16 protein-coding genes are annotated in these 20,304 nt (G+C 49.8%); 7 read left to right on the top strand and 9 right to left on the bottom strand.

Going from position 1 to position 20,304, the window contains the following annotated elements; translation table 11 throughout:
- Positions 1–137 precede the first annotated feature (137 nt).
- The 5 genes from ribD (at position 138) to KNP91_RS09610 (ending at position 6,204) form a co-directional block, all read left to right on the top strand.
- Entirely contained in the window at positions 138–1,184 is a 1,047-nt protein-coding gene (gene ribD, locus KNP91_RS09630) for a bifunctional diaminohydroxyphosphoribosylaminopyrimidine deaminase/5-amino-6-(5-phosphoribosylamino)uracil reductase RibD (protein WP_214849901.1), read from the top strand.
- On the top strand, positions 1,169–1,798 hold the full coding sequence (gene ribE / locus KNP91_RS09625; RefSeq protein WP_214849899.1) for a riboflavin synthase: 630 nt from the start codon (positions 1,169–1,171) through the stop codon (positions 1,796–1,798). Before ribD ends, ribE begins: the two co-directional genes overlap by 16 nt.
- Entirely contained in the window at positions 1,795–2,979 is a 1,185-nt protein-coding gene (gene ribB, locus KNP91_RS09620) for a 3,4-dihydroxy-2-butanone-4-phosphate synthase (RefSeq protein WP_214849897.1), read from the top strand. Before ribE ends, ribB begins: the two co-directional genes overlap by 4 nt.
- A gap of 1 nt (position 2,980) precedes the next feature.
- Entirely contained in the window at positions 2,981–3,439 is a 459-nt protein-coding gene (gene ribH / locus KNP91_RS09615; protein ID WP_012371577.1) for a 6,7-dimethyl-8-ribityllumazine synthase, read from the top strand.
- Positions 3,440–3,567: 128 nt separating this feature from the next.
- On the top strand, positions 3,568–6,204 hold the full coding sequence (locus tag KNP91_RS09610) for a putative bifunctional diguanylate cyclase/phosphodiesterase (RefSeq protein ID WP_214765421.1): 2,637 nt from the start codon (positions 3,568–3,570) through the stop codon (positions 6,202–6,204).
- A gap of 58 nt (positions 6,205–6,262) precedes the next feature.
- Here KNP91_RS09610 and KNP91_RS09605 read toward each other — a convergent pair whose 3' ends face one another.
- Entirely contained in the window at positions 6,263–6,901 is a 639-nt protein-coding gene (locus KNP91_RS09605) for a DUF4352 domain-containing protein (RefSeq protein WP_012371575.1), read from the bottom strand.
- Positions 6,902–6,911: 10 nt separating this feature from the next.
- Positions 6,912–8,213, bottom strand: coding sequence for an alkaline phosphatase (locus KNP91_RS09600; RefSeq protein WP_376778101.1), 1,302 nt, complete (start codon positions 8,211–8,213; stop codon positions 6,912–6,914).
- A 311-nt stretch (positions 8,214–8,524) separates the two neighbouring features.
- Here KNP91_RS09600 and KNP91_RS09595 point away from each other — a divergent pair, with 311 nt between their 5' ends.
- Together KNP91_RS09595 and KNP91_RS09590 are read left to right on the top strand one after the other, a co-directional pair.
- The gene (locus KNP91_RS09595; RefSeq protein ID WP_214849893.1) at positions 8,525–9,334 is read left to right on the top strand and encodes a DUF6612 family protein; all 810 of its coding nucleotides are present in this window, start codon (positions 8,525–8,527) and stop codon (positions 9,332–9,334) included.
- A 191-nt stretch (positions 9,335–9,525) separates the two neighbouring features.
- Positions 9,526–10,884, top strand: coding sequence for an alanine/glycine:cation symporter family protein (locus KNP91_RS09590; RefSeq protein WP_012371572.1), 1,359 nt, complete (start codon positions 9,526–9,528; stop codon positions 10,882–10,884).
- A gap of 60 nt (positions 10,885–10,944) precedes the next feature.
- On the opposite strand, the gene treC is transcribed toward KNP91_RS09590, so the two are convergent.
- From treC to KNP91_RS09555, 7 genes are all read right to left on the bottom strand, one after another.
- Entirely contained in the window at positions 10,945–12,588 is a 1,644-nt protein-coding gene (gene treC / locus KNP91_RS09585) for an alpha,alpha-phosphotrehalase (protein ID WP_214849890.1), read from the bottom strand.
- A 23-nt stretch (positions 12,589–12,611) separates the two neighbouring features.
- Entirely contained in the window at positions 12,612–14,051 is a 1,440-nt protein-coding gene (gene treP, locus KNP91_RS09580; protein ID WP_214849887.1) for a PTS system trehalose-specific EIIBC component, read from the bottom strand.
- Positions 14,052–14,274: 223 nt separating this feature from the next.
- A complete protein-coding gene (locus tag KNP91_RS09575) occupies positions 14,275–17,061 on the bottom strand; it encodes a sensor domain-containing protein (protein ID WP_214849884.1) in 2,787 nt (928 codons plus the stop codon).
- A gap of 167 nt (positions 17,062–17,228) precedes the next feature.
- Positions 17,229–17,939 (bottom strand): trehalose operon repressor, encoded by a 711-nt coding sequence (gene treR, locus KNP91_RS09570; RefSeq protein WP_483297835.1) that lies wholly within the window; start codon positions 17,937–17,939, stop codon positions 17,229–17,231.
- Positions 17,940–17,985: 46 nt separating this feature from the next.
- Positions 17,986–18,948, bottom strand: coding sequence for a hypothetical protein (locus KNP91_RS09565; RefSeq protein WP_214765412.1), 963 nt, complete (start codon positions 18,946–18,948; stop codon positions 17,986–17,988).
- Positions 18,941–19,807 (bottom strand): ABC transporter ATP-binding protein, encoded by an 867-nt coding sequence (locus KNP91_RS09560; protein WP_214849879.1) that lies wholly within the window; start codon positions 19,805–19,807, stop codon positions 18,941–18,943. The genes KNP91_RS09565 and KNP91_RS09560 overlap by 8 nt, the downstream gene beginning before the upstream one ends.
- Positions 19,801–20,169 carry a GntR family transcriptional regulator gene (locus tag KNP91_RS09555; RefSeq protein ID WP_214765408.1) on the bottom strand — a complete coding sequence of 123 codons (369 nt, stop codon included), beginning with the start codon at positions 20,167–20,169 and terminating at the stop codon, positions 19,801–19,803. The genes KNP91_RS09560 and KNP91_RS09555 overlap by 7 nt, the downstream gene beginning before the upstream one ends.
- Between the last annotated feature and the right edge of the window lie 135 nt (positions 20,170–20,304).

The following is a 20,304-nucleotide window of genomic DNA, read 5'->3' as shown; positions in this document are numbered from 1 at the left end:
TTTCTGAAAAAATCTGTTCGGAAAAAGGTCTATTTCTGTATGCTTTTTAGCAGAAAACAAGACGTTTCTTTCGTGACCCTTCAATCATGACGCCCTGCATCTGCAGCGGCGTTTTTTCTTTTGAAAGGAGCGAAATCATGAATAATCGAATGCATCAGGCGATGCAATTGGCACGGATGTTAGACGGACAAACCAGTCCGAATCCGAGTGTCGGTTGTGTCATTACGAAACATGGAAAAGTGCTTGGCTTCGGCGCCCACCGGTTTGCGGGTGGACCGCATGCGGAAGTCGAAGCGTTAAAAATGGCAGGAGAGGCGGCGCGCGGTGCCGATCTCTACGTGACGCTCGAGCCGTGTAACCATCACGGCAAGACACCCCCCTGTACGGAAGCGATTTTAGCTGCCGGCATCAAGCGGGTGTTCGTCGCGACCGAAGACCGTCACGCCATCGTCGCCGGACAAGGCATCAAACGGCTGCGCGACGCGGGGCTGACAGTCGAAGTCGGACTGCTCGAAGACGAAGCCGTTCGCTTGTATACACCGTTTTGGCAAAGTCTCAAACGTCACCGCCCAAACGTCACCGTCAAAGTCGCACAAAGTTTAAACGGGATCGTCACGACAGGGCAACAACGCTTTATCACGTCAGTTGCAGCGCGAGAAGCCGGACGTGAGTTGCGGGCGACACACGACGCCATTCTCGTCGGAAGTGAGACGGTGATGGTCGATGATCCCGCATTGACATTACGGACGGAAGCCGGACCGGAACCAATCCGGATCGTCGTCGACCGGCGCGGACGTTTGCCGGAAACGGCGCAAATTTTCCGTGACGGCTTGAATACGACGTACTGGCTGACGGAACAACCGCGTGTCTCGGTTCAATCGAATGTCACGGTTCTCGTCGGCACGTATACGACACCGAATCAGATTTTAGACATATTGTACGACCAAGGCATCCGCAGTGTATTGATCGAAGGCGGACCGACGATTCAGTCGGCGTTTTTAGAAGCCGACCTTGTCGACCGTCTTGAGGTCTATCAAGCACCATCGGTTCTACGTGGAATGCCGGGATTATCAAGTACTGTCGAAATCGAAGACCGGTTTGACTTAACGGACGTCAAGCAAATCGGACAGGATGTCCACCTGCGCTACGAACGGAAAGGAGACGGCTTATGTTCACAGGATTGATTGAAGAAGTCGGAACGCTCAAACGCAAAGTTCCGCGCCCAAATGGTCTGGCGCTTGAAATTGAAGCGCAGCATGTACTCGAAGGAACAAAAATCGGTGACAGTATCGCGGTTGACGGGATTTGTTTGACGGTCACGGCGATGACTTCGACGGCTTTTACGGCAGATGCCGTGCACGAAACGATTCGGGCGACGTCTCTTCAGACCTTACGGGTCGGCACACCGGTTCAACTCGAACGGGCGATGCCGGCAGACGGACGGTTTGGCGGTCATTTCGTCAGCGGACATATCGACGGAACGGCTCGGTTCTTAAGCCGGCGCCCGGACGGTGAAGCGATGGAATACCGGTTTGAGACCGGTGACTGGCGTAAGTATTGTATTCCGAAAGGTTCGATTGCGATTAACGGAACGAGCCTGACGATTCAGCACATCGAGACAAACAGTCTGACCATCTCGTTGATTCCGCATTCGCGGCAGGTGACGACGTTTGACCGGTTGCAAAGCGGATCGCTCGTCAATATCGAGTGTGATTTAATGGCAAAACATCTGTATCACTTTACGCAGCAGGAACAAAAGACGGATTGGTCGGCATTTTTAGGAGGCGGAGCAGGATGAACGGATTTGATCTTGTAGAAGAAGCGGTGGAAGACTTAAAACACGGACGTCCGATCATCGTCTGTGATGATGAAAATCGGGAAAATGAAGGAGATCTGATCCTCCTCGCGGAACATGCGACACAGGAACAGATCAACTTCATGATTACGCACGGGAAAGGACTTGTCTGTGTCCCGGTCAGCCCGCAACTTGCAGCACGCCTTGAGCTGAACCCGATGACGGATGTCAATACCGATCCGCACGGGACGGCATTTACGATCAGCATTGATCATGAAGACGCGAAGACCGGCATCAGTGCCGCGGAACGTGCCTTGACGATTCAACGGATGCTGACGGACGGGCCTAAACAATTCAAACGTCCCGGTCATATCTTCCCTTTAATTGCAAAAGAGGGCGGCGTTCGCGAACGACGCGGTCATACGGAAGCCGGTGTCGATTTGGCCCGTCTTGCGGGAAGTGCTGAAGCAGCCGTCATTTGCGAAATTATTCTCGAGGACGGAACGATGGCCCGTGTGGATGATTTGCTGACGTATAAAGAAGTCCACGGGTTGAAGATGATTACGATCGATGCGCTTGTTGCCTATCTTGAACGTCCGGTCCGACGGGAAGCGGACGTCCTGCTTCCGGCGGTGCATGGCGCATTCCGGATGCTCGGTTATACGACGCCCGATCAAAAAGAGCATGTGACCGTTTTATCAGGAGAGCCGGAAGACGGGATGCTCGTTCGGCTGCATTCCGAGTGTCTGACGGGAGATGTCTTCGGTTCTAAACGGTGTGATTGCGGTCCGCAACTCGACGCGGCACTGGAACGGATTGGTCAGGAAGGCGGAGCCGTTCTTTACTTGCGGCAGGAAGGACGCGGCATCGGTTTGATGGCAAAACTGAAAGCCTATGAGTTGCAGGAACAGGGGCTCGATACGGTCGAAGCAAATCATGCGCTCGGCTATGCGACAGACTTACGCAATTATTCCGTTGCCGCCGCTATGTTGCACGATTTGGGAGTCACGAAAATCCGTCTGATGACAAATAATCCTGAAAAACAGCAGGCGTTGGAAAACGAAGGGATCACAGTGCTTGAACGGGTTCCGCTTGAAATTGCGGCGGTTCCGGAAAACAAACAGTATCTGCAGACGAAACAAACGAAACTCGGGCATTTGCTCGACATCCAAGGAGGAAACTAACATGGTATTCGAAGGATTTTTAACAGGTGAAGGACTGCGCGTCGCGATCGTCGCAGCACGATTCAATGAATTGATCACATCAAAATTAGTCGGTGGAGCGAACGATGCGTTCCGTCGCCACGGCGTCGCGGCGGACGCTGTCGACACGGCGTGGGTACCGGGAGCGTTCGAGATTCCACTCGTCGCGGAAAAGCTTGCGAAAAGCGGGAACTATGACGCTGTCATCACACTCGGGGCCGTCATCCGCGGCGCGACATCACATTATGATTATGTTTGCAACGAAGTCGCGAAAGGGGTCGCCGGCGCCTCACGGGAAACAGGCGTGCCGATTATCTTTGGTGTTCTGACGACGGATTCGATCGAGCAGGCTGTCGAACGGGCGGGAACAAAAGCCGGTAACAAAGGATATGAAGCGGCGGTTTCTGCGATTGAAATGGCCAACTTACTGCGCACCATTTAATGAGATAACTGAGTCTTGAGACCTGTTTCTTCACGGAACAGGTCTCTTTTTTCTTGATGGCGCAGGACTTCGCTGACATCATCCCTAATCAAAAGAGAAAGACTGTTCGCAAAGGGAGGGAACAATCCATGGGTGGTGTGAATAAATCGTATTATCTGCCTGGAATCGTCGGATTCATTGCGGGATATTATATTTGGCTCCTTGTTTTTAATCAGCAATCAGAATGGGTGTCTTGGGGAAGTAACTTATTCTCGATTTTCGGCTGTCTGTTCGCGACCATCCTGTTGGTTCGGGCGCAACGAGATCCGAATCAGCAGGAAGGGCGGTTTTTTCTGTACCTGGCCTGCGGGATTGGCAGTTATCTGATTGCGGAAATCATCTGGTTGACCTATGAAAACATCCTGCAAGTCGACGTACCGTTTCCCGGTGTATCAGATATTTTTTATGTTTTGCAGTCTGTTTTCTTTTTAATCGCCTTCATTCATTTAATTCACCGGCACGTTACGAAAAATCGGTTGCTCAGCTTTATTTTTGATATTGCCATCGTCATGACGGTGGCGGTCACGTACAGTTGGTATTTCCTGATCCGGCCGTTGTTTGATACACCGTTCGCATCGAACGCCGAGGTGATGTTAGCCTTTGCTTATCCGTTGTGCGACATCGTTTTGTTATTTTGTATGATCAGTATTTATTATCTGTTCGAGAAAAAAGAGTGGTACGAACGGCGGCGCTTGTTTCAGTTTCTATTTGCCGGACTGTTACTTCAGGTTGGAGCGGACACGTTATTTGTCTATATGACGACCGTCAGTGGAGACAATGCGATCCGGTTGATTGACCCGTTATTCATCCTTGGATTACTGATGGTCGGTGTCTCGGGGCATATCGTTAGTCCGGTAGATTCAAAAGAAGACAGACAGTCGAAACAACGGATAAAAGTGCAGGTCGGAAAGTTATTTTTACCGTATTTACTGGTTATTCTGCTGTTTTTGACGATGGCTTTCTATGCGCGTCGGGACGAAGCCTTAAACGGGTTGATGATTGGTTGTGCTGTCACGATTCTTCTGATTTTAGTCCGCCAGATTCTGATGATTTTAAGTCACCAGGAACTGATTCAGGAAATTCATGAAAAGGCGGATGAGCTGGAAGTCAGTGAAGAACGCTACAAGTCGTTGTTCACGTACCATCCGGATGCCGTCTATTCCCTTGATCTGAAAGGACGGATTGAGAGCGCGAATCCGTCTTTTGAAAAATTAACGGAGCAGCATGCGGAAGAGTTAGTCGGTAAAACGTATCGTCAGTTCACGACATGGCAACAGACGTCGACAGACAAGGCGACAGCACAGCAATTTGAAACTATTTTCCAAAAATCCGGCGGTCCGGATGTGTTGCTGAACGTAACCAACATTCCGATTCGCGTCCGGGACCGGTTCGTCGGAATGTACGGGATTGGTCAGGATATCACGACAATTAGGGAAAATGAATTAAAGATTCGCCGGCTTGCCTATTATGATCATTTGACCGGTGCCATCAACCGGACTTACTTTGAAGAAGTGTTGCACCATTTAATCGAAACGGAACAAGCCGATGAGACGATCGTCCTCTGTTTCATTGATCTCGACGACTTTAAACTCGTCAATGATTCGTTTGGTCACCATGTCGGGGATCAGTTACTGATTCAAGTGGCAAAACGCCTCCAAGAAGCCGTCGAACCGGACGATCTCGTTGCCCGGCAAGGAGGAGACGAGTTTACTGTCATCCTGCGGAATGTCACGTCGGATGATCAGGCGAGATGCCGTACGGCCCGTCTGCTGGATGATTTAAAACGAACGTATGCGATTGAAGGAATCGAATTGATTTCCAATCCAAGTATTGGAGCGGTCAGCTGCCGGCGGACGTCGGAAAAACATGTCGTGACGTTATTGAAGCAGGCCGATCTTGCGATGTATCAGGCGAAAACGGGTGGCGGCAAATCTATTATCTTCTTTGAAGATATTGCCGAAAAAGCGTCCTACCGCTTGCGACTCGAGTCGGAGCTGCCGATTGCTATCGAAACCAATCAGTTGATTTTACATTATCAGCCGCAAGTCGATACGGTCACGTACAAGATGGTCGGCGTTGAAGGACTGATCCGCTGGAATCATCCGGAACTCGGAATGATTACACCAAACGATTTTATTCCGATGGCGGAAGAAGCCGGAATGATTATCCGGCTCGGGGAATGGGTCTTGCGCGAAGGATTTTTACAGGCAAAACAGTGGCAGGATGACGGTCTGAACTTAAAAGTCGGACTCAATGTTTCGATGCAACAGTTTCATCATCCGACGTTCGTCCTGACGTTGATTCGGCTGGTCGAAGAAACAAAAGTCGATCCGACCCGGATTGATCTTGAAATCACGGAAGTCTCAGCCGTTGAAGACATCGAAGAGACCGTCTTGACGATGAATCGTCTGAAGGACCTCGGCTTCACGATTTCGATTGATGATTTCGGAACCGGTTATTCGTCCTTATCGCGGTTGGCGGATTTCCCGATCGACACATTAAAGATTCCGCGTGAGTTCGTCGAAAAAATCCAGCCGGCAACGACCGGTTACTCGATGATTTCGTCCATCATTCACTTAGCGAAGTCGCTTCATCTTGAAGTCATCGCCGAAGGTGTCGAGACACTTGAACAGGTCAACGTCCTGAACCGGTTGGAATGCTCGCGGATGCAAGGGTATTACTTTGGCCGGCCGATGCCGGCAGAACAAATCCCGGCTCTTTACTAAAAAAGAAGACGATCCTTTCCGGTAAAACAGGAAGGGATCGTCTTTTGGTCTTTTAGCATTATAAGCGCAAAGAAAGGGACGAACCTTTTCCAAGGACATCACGTTTCGTACTCAGGACGTCACTCGTCAACCAGTCGACGTAGGAGAGCGGTTGTTCGAGGATGAATCCGAAGTTTCCGCTCCGTGTTTCATCCGGAGCATAGGTTGCAGCGAGCGACTCAAGATAGATATCATCCTCGATCGTCTTCTCGATCTTGGTATCGAGTTTAAAGTGAGCGACGGGATTAAATGTGACCGGCTCATTACCCGTATTCGTAATCGTTACCCGTGTCTTGACGAGATCAAAGGATTCGTCATGGGTGAAGCCGTGAAAGAAGTCAATCATCCCGTAACTCGGACGGGCATGGAATACTTTGACTTCTTCGACTTTCATCCTGATCGGTCCGATCGTACGTGTTACATCCGGACGGACAAACTGTTTTAATGTCAATTCACCTTTGTCATCGGCAATTGATGCGTCGACTTTCGTCAGTTTCCGGTCATCCGGTAATTGCGGATTCGGGACGTAAGCGGCTGTTTTTTCAATCGATACCTGCTCCTGTTTTGGAAGGGACACCGGTTGTTTTGCCTCTTGGACCGGATTCCCGCAACCGGAAAGAATCGTTCCGAGCGTCAGGAGAACAACTAATTGTTTCATGAAAGACTCCTTATTTCTTTGACTTCAGCAAGTCGAATATGATTTTGGCGTGATCCGTATTATCGACTTGTCCGGCGAATCGTTCCTTCGCGGGACCGAAGGCATAGACCGGAACATCCTCCCCGGTATGTCCGCCTGTCGTCCAGCCGGTATGTGACCGTTCATTAAAGATCGCTTCGATGGCATTATCGATATCAAGCAGTTTCTGCGACTCCGCTGCACGAATGACGGATCCGATTTCGTCTTCCGTCAAGGCAAGTTTCTTTTGGTCGATATACGTCGTCAACGTCTGACGGACATCCGCTCCGTTGATAATTTTTTCCGCCATGAAGTCCGGTGTCTTTTTCGCCGCTTTGATAGGCTCGGCGAACCAGTTATAAATTCCGTCCGCGCCGATTGAATAACCGCCGGTCGAATGATCGGCCGTCGCGACGACGAGTGTATGTTTGTCTTTTTTCGCGAAAGCAATTGCCGCTTTAAAGGCGCGTTCGAAGTCTTCCATTTCGCTCATCGCTCCGACGATGTCATTGTCATGACCGGCCCAGTCGATCTGACTGCCTTCGACCATCAGGAAAAAGCCTTTTTTGTTGGAATCAAGACGTTTGATGGCGGAGTTCGTCATCTTCTCAAGGGACGGAACCGTGTTTTCACGGTCGATGCGCTTCGGCAGTCCGCCGTCTGCAAACAGACCGAGGACCTGCTTGTTTTGATCTGTCTGCAGTTGATCCAGATTCGTGACGTAACTGTAGCCGTCTTTTTTAAACGACTTCGTCAAGTCGACGTCCGGTCGGACGAAGTTGGATTTTCCGCCACCGAGGAGGACATCAATCTTATGATTACCGTTGACCCGTTCCTTAAAGTAATCGTCGGCAATTGCATTCATATTTTTCCGGTTCTCATCGTGTGCGCCGAACGAAGCCGGCGTTGCGTGCGTGATTTCCGATGTTGCGACGAGACCTGTGGATTTTCCGCGTTCTTTCGCTGCTTCGAGAACCGTCTTAACTTCCGATTTATCATTGTCGACCGCAATCGCCGCATTGTATGTTTTGACGCCGGATGACATCGCCGTCGCGGCAGAAGCGGAGTCCGTGACGTTTTGTTGCGGATCTTCCGGATACGTCATCTGTTGTCCGACGAGATACTGATCGAACGCCGTTTTTTCGGCCAGTGGCGTCGAAGGGTCATTCTTTAAGTAACGATGGGCTGATGTATACGAGACGCCCATCCCGTCTCCGATCAGGAAGATGACGTTCCGGATTTCCGGTGATTTCGCGTGCTTCGTTTTTGCTTCGGCATCGTTCATCGAGACCATCGTGCTTAAGGAAAGGGTCGATAAAGCTAGGACAGGAATGATTCGTTTCAAGGTCATGAATGGTTCCTCCTTCAGGAAAATGAGTACGGTTCAGATCTACAGGACTAACTCTAGCGTTGGAGTGTAAAACGCACATTTGACCGATGTAAAGTTTTGTTAAGAATCATCAAAGAAACTTTACGTTTGGCAAAGGGACGTTCAGTTTGATGAGTAAAAAAGAGTCAGAACGGTAATAGTATAAGAAATGGTTTTGAAACATTTTCCAGTGATAAGTCGTAAATAAAGATAATCAATTTCAAGGAGGAATGACGATGAAGAAGACAAGGTGGATGACAGTCGGTCTCCTCACGGCGACAATTGGGCTGGCAGGATGTAATGACCAGACGATAGAAGATGGTCAAGGGGAAAACGGGTCGAAACAGCTCTCGAATACGGAGTTGCTGAAAAAAGCATCGAATGCGCAAGAAGACATTAAATCGTTCCGGATGGAAGGAACGACGGCATCGGATGTCGGCGACATGACGGTCGATCAGAGGGTAACGGTCGATCTGATTCAGGAACCGCTCGCCATGCATCAGACGGTTAATATGAAAAACCCGCAAGATGGAAAAGATCTTCAGGTGGAAAGTTATATCATCGATGATAAGTTGTACCTCTCCCAAAATGATCAGTGGTTTGTTCAGGATGCATCCCAACTCGGTGAGATGATGACTCAGATGAAATCAACCGTCTCAACAGATAAAAACCTGCAATTACTGAAAAAGTATAAAGACAGCTGGACAGTTAAAAAGACCGGTAACGTCTATCAGGTGGATGTGGATTTAAAAGGGGGTCAGTTGAAAGCGTTTATGAAGGATTCACTGGAACAGTCCGGTCAATTTAATCAGATGAAAGAGGTCATGGATCAAATTGAGTATAAAAAGATGGTCTACTCGATGACCTACGATGCAAAAACCTACTATCCAAAAACGATGGATATGGAGATGGAGTTTGCGGTTGACGGGAAAACGGACTTTTCGATGAAAAATGAATCGACGTTCTCGAAATTTAATGAAATTCCAGCCATAAAATTGCCGATGGAAGCTAAAAATGCACAGGAATTGCCGGGCGGTAATCAATAAAAAAGCTGATTTACCTAAAGAAGCAATCGTCTCCCGGATTACTCCGGATAGATGATTGCTTTTTACTAAGCAGTAAAAAATACAATAATGTAATATGGACAATCGTATGCATAAAAAATTAATCATTGACAATAATCTGTAAATTCTGAAAAAATAGAAAAGTACATAGTAAATTGAAGGAGGGGATTGGAATGGGAACATCGTTCAGTGATTGGATTGGCGCGGTATCGGATTTCGTCTGGGGTCCGCCGTTGCTCATCTTTTTGGTCGGTACGGGGATTTACTTGACGATACGACTTGGATTCATTCAGATCACCAAACTTCCGTATGCCTTGAAACTGGCATTCTCGAAGCACCAGGACGATACGTCGGAAGGGGATATCAGCCATTTTCAAGCCTTAATGACGGCACTGGCAGCGACGGTCGGCACGGGGAACATCGTCGGAGTTGCGACAGCCGTCGTCCTCGGAGGACCGGGCGCGATCGTCTGGATGTGGTTATCCGGATTGTTCGGGATGGCGACGAAGTATGCCGAGGCGATTCTCGCCGTCAAATACCGTGTCGTCGATGAGAAAGGACAGATGGCCGGGGGACCGATGTACTATCTCGAGCGGGGATTAAAACAGAAATGGCTCGGTGTCCTGTTTGCCGCGTTCGCGTCGCTCGCCGCCTTCGGAATCGGAAACGGCGTCCAGACAAACTCGGTTGCGCTGGCGATGAAATCAACGTTTGACGTACCGTTGTATGTAACCGGAATCGTCTTGATGGTGGCGACGGGGGTCGTCATTCTCGGCGGGGTCAAATCAATCGGCAGAGTCGTCAGTTATTTTGTGCCGTTCATGATTTTCTTTTATGTCGGAAGCGGTCTCCTCATCATGGTGATGAACTTTGATCTGATTCCGGGAGCACTCGCGACAATCTTCAGCAGTACGTTCTCGAATGAAGCAATCACGGGCGGAGCGATCGGAGCCGCGATTCGTTACGGGGTCGCACGTGGCGTCTTCTCGAATGAAGCCGGTCTCGGTTCAGCACCAATCGCAGCAGCTGCTGCGAAAACGGATTTTCCGGGACGGCAGGCACTCGTCTCGATGACACAGGTTTTCCTTGATACACTTGTCGTCTGTTCGATGACCGGATTGACGCTCGTCATGGGTGGTCAACTTGATAAAAAGCTCGAAGGGGTCGAATTGACGACCGCCAGCTTTGAAGTGTTCCTTGGACCGGCCGGGAAGTATATCGTGACAATTGGTCTTGTCATGTTCGCCTTCTCGACCGTCCTCGGATGGTCCTACTACGGAGAAAAATCGATCTATTACCTGTTTGGTCAAAAGTCGATTTTACCGTACCGGGTTCTGTTTGTTCTCGTCGCGGGACTTGGGGCGATGACGACGAACTTAAACATGGTCTGGGCGATTTCCGACGTCTTCAACGGACTGATGGCCATTCCGAACTTGATCGGCTTGATTGGTCTGTCGGGCGTCGTCATTGCGGAAACAAGGTTGTTCCGGGAACAGCTGAAACGGGAAGAAGCTAACCGGCGCGTGTCCTAGAGATCACTTCATCTAAACAAAACCCCGCATTCTCAACTGAGAGTGCGGGGTTTTGTGTAGTCAGACCGTCCGGTACAGCATGACGGATTCGTATGGCCGTAAGATAAGCTGTCCGGATTTCTCTGAAACCTCCGGATAGTTCTGAATCAATACCTGATAGTCGAGCCACTCGTCCGGTAACGTGAACGGACGGTCCGTGCCGTAAAAGTTCGACAGGACGAGAAGTTGTTCGTCGTCGGTCGCCCGTTCGTACGCCCAAAGCGAGAGATCGTCCGGTGTCAGAAGCCGGTAACTTCCGTTCGTCAAGACGTCATACTGTTTGCGCAGGTGAATCAGCTGCTTGTAATGATAGAAGACCGAGTCCGGGTCGGCGAGAGCCGCTTCGACATTGATCGAGGTATGGTTTTCAGGAACCGGAATCCACGGTGTCGCTGTCGAGAAACCGGCGTGCGGTGAAGCGTCCCACTGCATCGGTGTCCGGGCATTATCGCGGGATTTCTGACGGATGGCTGCCAAAATGTCTGCTTCCGTCTCCCTAAGCGCCGCTTTTTCGGTATACGCGTTCAGTGTCTCGACATCCCGGTAATCGGTCAGATCCGTGAAGTCCGGATTCGGTGTACCGATTTCCTCGCCCTGATAGATGTACGGTGTTCCTTGCAAACCGTGCAACGTCGTCGCGAGCATCTTCGCACTTTCGACCCGGTAAACCGTATCGTCCCCAAACCGGCTGACGACACGGGGCTGATCATGATTACACCAGAAAATCGCATTCCAGGCATTTCCCTGCATTCCGACCTGCCAGTCGGAGATAATCCGTTTCAGTTCCAGGAAATCGAACGGCGCCGCCGTCCATTTCTCCCCGTTCGGATAATCGACTTTCAGATGATGGAAGTTGAACGTCATCTTCAGCTCCTGCTCATTCAGATTCGAATAACGGAGGCAATGATCGAGTGTCGTCGACGACATCTCGCCGACGGTCATTAAATCATGACCGGCAAAGACGCGTTGATTCATCTCCTGCAGATAGTCATGGACACGTGGACCGTCCGTGTAGTGTTTCCGTCCGTCACCGGTCGGGTCATTGGCGAAACTGTCGTCTTTTGAAATCAAGTTGATGACATCGAGCCGGAAACCGCGGACACCTTTATCACGCCAGAAGCACATCATCTGATAGACAGCTTCCCGGAGTGCCGGGTTTTCCCAGTTGAGATCGGCCTGAGTTTCGTCAAACAGATGCAGGTAATACTTGCCGGCCACCTCGTCAAACGACCAGGCAGGTCCGCCGAATTTCGATACCCAATCCGTCGGTTCGTCCCGCCAGATGAAGTAGTCGTGGTAGGGGCTGTCCGGATGTTGTCCTTGCCGGAACCACTCGTGATCGGTCGAACAGTGATTGACGACGATATCCATCATGACGGATAACTGGCGTTTACCGGCTTCCGCAATCAATTGATCGAAGTCTGTCATCGTGCCGTAAGACGGATCAATCGCATAATAGTCACTGACGTCATAGCCGTTGTCGCGCTGTGGTGACGCGTAGACCGGCGTCAGCCAAAGATAATTGACGCCGAGCTCCGCCAAGTAATCGAGTTTTGCGGTCACGCCGCGTAAAGTGCCGGTCGGTTTGCCTTCCGGACTGTAAAAACTTTTTGGATAGATTTGATAGACGGCGGATTTACGCCAGTCGGTTGTCGTAAGGGTCATATCAGGTCACACCTTTCTAAAACTTAAGCTGCCTCTTTGAGTGCCGCTTTGCGGGCACGTTTGGTCGAGACATAATGGAACAGGAACGTACAGACGATCGGAACGATGATCGCGATAACCATTCCGATGATGAACGACAGAATCGATCCCGGAACAATCGAGATGAACGCCGGAAGACCACCGACACCGATCGCCGGTGCGAGTACACCGCTGACTGCGATGAACGAGGAAGCAATCGCGGATCCGACAAGTGCCGCATAAAACGGATACTTGAACCGGAGATTGACCCCGAACATGGCAGGTTCCGTAATCCCGAAGTAAGCCGAGATGGCAGAAGTTGATGCCATGTTTTTATCGTTGACGTTTTTCGCAAGGAACAACATCGCAAGTGTCGCTGATCCTTGGGCGATATTCGAAATCGCAATCATCGGCCAGATGAATGTTGTCCCGCTTTGACCGATCAATTGCAGATCGACCGCGATGAACATATGGTGCATCCCCGTAATGACGAGTGGGGCGTAAAGCGCACCAAACAATAGAGCGCCGAGCAATGGAACAGCTTCAAATGTATTAACGACGCCGATCGTAATCCAGTCCCCGATTTGGCGCGTGACCGGACCGATGACGGCAAGGGCAAGAAAACCTGTTAACGTAATCGTCGTAATCGGAACGACAAGGAGTTGAATCGCATTTGGAACACGATTTTTCAACCAACGTTCGATTGTACTTAAGACGTAAGCGGCAGCGAGGACAGGTAAAATCTGTCCTTGATAGCCGACTTTTTCGATTTCGAATAAGCCGAGGATATTGAATGTCGGAATGTCGCCTTTGAGGGCACTTTGTCCATAATTCCAGGCATTGAGAAGATCCGGATGGACGAGCATCAGTCCCATGACAATCCCGAGGATTTCACTGCCACCAAAGCGTTTCGTAGCGGACCAGCCGACCAGGGCCGGCAGGAAGACGAAGGCTGTGTTCGCCATCATGTTGATGAGATCCCATAAGCCCTGCAGGTTCGGATACCGTTCGATCATCGTCTTGCCGCCAAACTCGATGCCGAAAAGATTGTTAATTCCCATTAACAGTCCGGCGACGATGATGGCCGGGATGATCGGCATGAAGACATCAGAAAAGACTTTGATCAATTTTTGGAACGGATTCATTTTCGAAGCACCGGACGATTTGACGTCAGCGATGGTCGTCGCCTGTAAACCGGTCAATTGAATGAACTCGGCGTAGACACGATCAACGTCGCCGGCACCGATGACAATCTGATAGACACCTGCATTCAAGAAGGCTCCTTTGACGAGCGGGACTTCGAGTAATGCTTCCTGCTCGACCAGACTTTGATCTTTTAATGTCAAGCGGAGGCGGGTGACACAGTGGGCGGCCTGCTCGACGTTATCTTTGCCACCGATTCGTTCGATGATTTGTTCTGCAATTTGCCGATAGTTGGATTTCATCTCACATTCTCCTTTGGGATTGAACTGAAGACTCATTTTGAAATGAAAACGTTTTCTTATATGCGCACACTCATCTTAACTTATCTATATAAGTTAAGTCAACAACTTATCTATATAAGTTTGGAGGCGCTTGAATTCAATTAAAAAAGACCGACTCGAAAGCCGGTCTTTTTTGATTGTATCGGTTTATATAGTAACAGTCAGATTGTCGGCAACAGTCTATTCAGGAAGATTGCAGCGCCTCAAAGACGAAGTGGGACTGCTTCACATCCAAGTACTGACATTCATATTCGATCTGACCGTTATCCAGTTCGATCGCCTGAAGCGGTCGGACCGGAATCGGCTGTTGCTTCAAAATCAAAACGAGTTCAATCCCTTCATGAACAGGCAGATGTAGCGGGGAATAGAAGGAGACACTATGCATGGTCCCTTTGGAGACTGCGATATTTGTTCGACCGACGTGGATATCCTGTCCGTTCAACCGTTGAATCGTAATCGAAGCATCGATTGTCCGGGTGCTGATCGGAGAAGTCATCGCTTCCGTCGCTGCAATTTGCCGCCTACGCATCGCCTGTTCGAAATCTGCTTTTGGCAGGGGTTTACTGAACAGGTAGCCTTGAATAGTTGTACATTCGAGTCCCCGTAGGAAGTGAAGTTGTCCCATCGTCTCGACGCCTTCTGCGACGACATCCATTCCGAATTCCTTGGCCATGAAGAGGACACTCCGGACGACGGATTGCGTTTTTTTATCTTGGACCAACGTCGTCGCGAACTGCCGGTCAATCTTAATCGTGTCGATTGGATACTGTTGCAGGTAAGAAATTGACGAGTATCCTTTTCCGAAGTCATCGAGGGCGATCTTGATCCCCATTTGGCTGAGCATCTGAAGCGACTGTTGAATTTTACTGTTATCAAACAGGACATCGGTCTCGAGAATCTCGATTTCAAGCATGCTTGGGGAAACACCGAAGCGTTGGAGTGTCTCCTGGCAGGTCTCGGCAAAGTTTCCGTGAATCAGACGTTTGGGAGAAACATTGATCGAGACCGGAACGATCGGTAAGTCGGCAAGAATCCATTGGTTGATGTTCCGGCATGTTTCTTCGAGCACCCAGTCGGCGATCAGGATATGCATCTCGCTTTCCTCGGACAACGGGATGAAATCGTTTGGCGGAATCCGGCCCCAGTCCGGATGTTGCCAGCGGATCAATGCCTCGGCTCCGACGATCGTTCCGGACCAGGCGTTAACCTTCGGCTGGTACTCGAGGAACAGTTCATTCCGGCGGATAGCTGTCCGGATACTTTTTTGAAGCTGATGACGCCGGTAAGTCTCGATATTGAACGTCGAGGAATAGACGCTGTATTCATTCACACGGGCCCGACCGAGAGCGATGCTCGCTGTTTTGACAAGGTCTTCCGCCGAATCCGCATCTTCCGGAAAACGGCTCACACCGATGCCGATTGACGGGTACCATTCATAGGAATCGATGACGATCTTTTGTTTGGACAGTTCAATCAATTGTTCACAAATCTTGTTGATCGAACATTCTTCGACGACGTTCGGGAACAGGACGATGTATTCGTCACCGTACAGATGTCCGAAGTAAGAAGCGCCAGGAAGTTGATGCAAGAGTTGAGTCGCCGTTTTCGACAACCACTTATCCCCGATTGCATAACCGAAATCATGATTGATGTCTTGAAGCGTGTTATAGCTGACCGTCAACACGCTGAATGTCGGATATGTCTTAATCCATTGTCCGATTTTCTCGAGAACCAGTGTCCGGTTCGGCAGCCCCGTCACGCGGTCATGCATGGCCAGCTGAAAGATTTTCTCTTCCTGCTGTTTTAACCGGGTGATGTCCTGAATGACACTTTGAAAGGCGGAGACGATACCGTCTGTGTTGCAGATCGGCGTCCGGTTTTCTAACACCCAGTACAATATTCCGTCGTGTTGAATCCGGTACGAAAGTTCAATTTCATGGTTGGCGAGGATACGCTGATGACTCGCTTCGACTTTCGAACGGTCTTCTTCCAAAATCAAATCCGTTTCCCAGGTTCCTTCCGTGCCTTCATAGTGATGAAGGATGCCGGAAAAAATCTTCTCGAAGCCGCGTGTATGAAAAATGATTGTCTTTTCCGTGAAATCGTAACGGTAGATGGCACTGGTCGAGACTTGTTGGAACGTCAGCAACTTTTCCTTTTCATCATGAAGTTGTTTATCAAGCAATTTATGCTCGGACAAGTTATAGATGACGCATGTCAGCTCCGCCTGTTCGTTCGCGCCGGTCCGGCGGAAGGCGCACCGGCAAAAGACATCCTGAAATCCGTGTTGCGGATGGATGACACGGGTTTCGATATCGAGCGAAGGAAGAAGACGGTTGGCTTTCAGCAAATCGAGAAATTCCCGGAATTCCTGCTGATGTGCAGGATCGATCCGTTGAAACAGTTCCTGTTTGGACAACGTCTTAATCTGGTCCGGTGAAACACTAAACAGTTCGGCGAATGAATCGGACGCACGTAACAAACAGCCGTCTTCATTAAAAGCGGCAATGGCGATACCGGGAAGCGTTTCGACCAATTGTTGATCGAACTGAATCGCATCCATCTGTTGTTTCATGACGCGGCTTGTCGTCAAGTCACGAATGATTCCGTAGGCCCCGACAATCAAGTTGTTTGAAAAAATCGGGATGTTGACGATTTGCATCTCAAGATACTGTCCGTTGACGTGACGAACGCGGATCGCATAGGTCTCACTGCTCCCGGACATGACTTTCTGAAAATGTTGCAGCGTCGTCTCTTGGTCCTCCGGATGAACAAAAAAACTGAAATGGTTCATTAAATCGCGTCCTGTATATCCGAGCAGCAAAGAGGTTTTATCGTTCAGACGTGTCACACGTCCGGTCGGGTCAAGGGTAAAAATCGCATCTGGATGGTTTTCCATGAAATGTTCGTCGATGACGGAGACATCCTGCCCACGTTTTAGTAAAGTATGTAATCCTTTCTTAAATGGCAAAGGTAAAACCTCCAGTTGAAAAATATATGAAACTGCCTAAAATTTGACTTCTTTTTTCTATAATATAACATTCAAATGAAAGAGTGAATGATTCCTTAAAAAAAGAGAGAACGGAATTTAAATCCGCTCTCCCATAGTTCTGTTTAAATGTGTGTTCGTTTTTTTGCTCAGCGGCGTGCGATATCGGTGAATTGGAACTTATCCAGCCGGTGACGCGACTGCGTCCGTTCGAAATGCTGTCCCTCGTAAAAATACGTGTCATTCGTAATGACGATGACGTGGGAGGTGCCTTCGAGGTCAAGATACTGCTGATCTTCTGCCGTCGCGGGTTGGGCTTCGATTTTTCGTTTGGCATAGCTGATCTGCCGTCCGAGAGTCTGTTCGATGTATGCATAGATCGATGCGCCGGCAATTTCTTTCGTCAGACCGGGGACGAGGGACGTCACGAACAGGTTGATATCAAAGATGACCCGTTCCCCGTCAATCGTCCGAACCCGTTTGACCTGTGTTAGTGATGTGCCGGGTGTGACATGAAACAACTGTGCCATTTCCTCGGTCGCTTCGATCAGGTCGCAGGAGATGACCTCCGTCTTGACATCATGTCCAGTCATTTGCCGGTTGGCTTCCGAAAAGCTGACGATGCCGTTGAACTGAAAGGCAATCGCGTCCTGGCTGAGGACGAAGACGCCTTTGCCCTGGTGTTTGCGGACGAAGCCTTTGTCCTGTAAGGCATCAATCGCCTTTCGGACCGTCCCGCGACTGGCACCGAATTCCTGCATTAATTCCGTTTCGGAAGGGAGTTTTGTTTCGGTCGGTAACGTTCCGTCCTGGATCCGGTCGACCAATTGTTGATAAATCTGAAGATATTTGGGCATGATCGATTCCGTCCTTTTTCACAAGTATTGGGGATAGTGTAGCACGGAATTAACGTTTCCACCCAATCATCCGACGATATGAACTGAAAGCGGGCCAAGCGAGAATCGCGACGGCAAGCCAGTAGAGAAATTGATTTTCAGACGAGATGATACCGATGATGGCAGCGAGTAAAACAGTCGTATAGACAGAAAACACGATGATCAACAGCGGATGAATCTTCGGAAAAACCGTGAAACGACCAAGACGTTCGTTTTCGCTTCGGACATAAAGCAGACTGCCGAAGCTGACCACGACGACAAGCAAGACGAAGTTGAATACGAGCGCACTGGTTAACTGTTCTTCTTGGAACAACAAGGTAAACGGAGAAGCTATCGTCGTCAGGAAATCGAATGACGAATCCTGCTCTTCTGCAAGGCCGAAACCAAGCGTCGTGATGGCAACGACCGCAAAAAAGGTCAAGTAGTTTAAAAACAAGAAGAACAGACCGAGCAGCAACTGACCGATGACATCACCGGCAATCGTTCCCGCGAGTAAAAAGATGCTGAAGACGACGAGGTCGAACAGGAAATAGGACACGAAGTCGAGTGCCAGGCCGGACAAGCTGACATAGTCAAAAGGATGAATGCCGCCGAGTCCTTGTAAAATCAGCCAGCTGAAGAAGAAACCGATGATCGGCAGAATCAGCAGGACCGCGACACCAAGACCCCACTTGATCCAGTAGAGCGTTTTTTTATTGACCGGCAGCGCATGGAGCATTAAACTCCGGCCGCTTCCCCGTTCTTTGCCGAGGATTAAAATCGCGAAGACAGCCATCAAAATCGCACCGAACCCGGCAAAACTCGGACTAACGAGTACAGACTGGATGATTTCGGTTTCTGCGCCGCCGTATGTACCGAAGTTATCGATGACCGTATAACTGCCGAAGCCGTAACTGAAGACGGCGAGCAGGAAAAGGGATGCGAGTGGCCAGATGCCTTGCTTGATATGATAACGGATCAGTTGTTTATACATGTTGATCGCCTCCGAACGTTCCTAAAAAGTAATCTTCGAGTTGGACAGGTAATGCATCCTTTAGTAACGGATTCGTGTTATCGACGTAGGCAGCACCAGCTTCTGAGCGGACGATCAGCGTGACGACCCGACCGGTCTGCGATAAGACGTGGACGTCATGATGTTGGAAATCCGGGACCGTCTCGTAGGCGAGCTGCCATTTCTGCATGCTCGATTTTGCATCTTCGAGTGTTTGCGGTTCTTTGACGAGGTGTTGTTCGATCGTCATGATCCGGTCGGCCAGTGAATCGAGTTCCTCCAACTGGTGGGACGCGATCAGGACGGCGGTTTGACGTTCAGCAAGCAGGGTCACGAGCTGTTTTAAGTAATTCCGTTTATTGATCCGGTCCAGTCCGTCCGTCGGTTCGTCAAGCAGCAGGACCGGTGCATTCGTCGCGAACGCCAGCTGCAGTAAAAACAGTTGGGCCTGACCTTTCGAGAGCGAAGCGACACGCCGTCCGCGATCGAGGTTCAAGGACCGGCAGTAGTTTTCGATGAAGGTCCGTTCAAAATTCGGATAAAAGGCATTATAAAAGCCGATCAGTTCTCCGAGTGTCATCTGGCGGTAGACCCCGAGTGAATCCGGGACTAAAAACAGATGCTGCCGGGCTGCCGGAACGTGATGGATCGACTGTTGGTTCCATTCGACTTTTCCGCGCGACGGCTCCAGTGCTCCGACGAGTGTCTTCATTAATGTCGTCTTCCCGGCACCGTTTCGTCCGATCAGTGCCGTGATTGTTCCGGCCGGTAACGTGAACGAGGCATTTTCGTAAATCATTTTGGAATCAATCTGTTTGGTCAGGTGAGACACGGTCAACATGATGAATCCTCCCTTGTTTGAATAAGTAGTTGATACAGATCTGCATTGGATATCGATAATTCATCGGCTACAGCGCACAGTGTCTGCACATGCGGCTGAATCGCCGCCTGTTTGACCCGTTCAATCGGCAGGTCGGAAATGAACGACCCTTTGCCGCGCATCGTGACGATGAAGTTCTGACTTTCGAGTTCCTGATAGGCACGGGAAACGGTATTCGGATTGACGAGTAACGTGCTCGCCAGTTCGCGGACGGACGGCATCTGTTCGCCGGACCGAAGCAATCCACGGGCAATCGCACGGATGATTTGGGCGACCAGCTGCTCATAAATCGGCAACGAACTTTTAGGGTCAACCGTAAACATTCGATGACCTCCTTAAGTGTATTAATTCAATTAGTACACTAATTATAGGGAATTCTATCCAGTCCGTCAATAGGTGAGGAATTAAGAAGGAACACTTCTAAAAGGAAGAAATGTTTCTTCAGCGTAACGTATCTT

The organism is Exiguobacterium sp. s138, assembly GCF_018618775.1.
In the GTDB taxonomy this organism is placed as follows: Bacteria; Bacillota; Bacilli; order Exiguobacteriales; family Exiguobacteriaceae; genus Exiguobacterium_A; species Exiguobacterium_A artemiae.
Note: the sequence above shows the minus strand (reverse complement) of the source record. Positions and strands in the feature narration are given on the sequence as shown.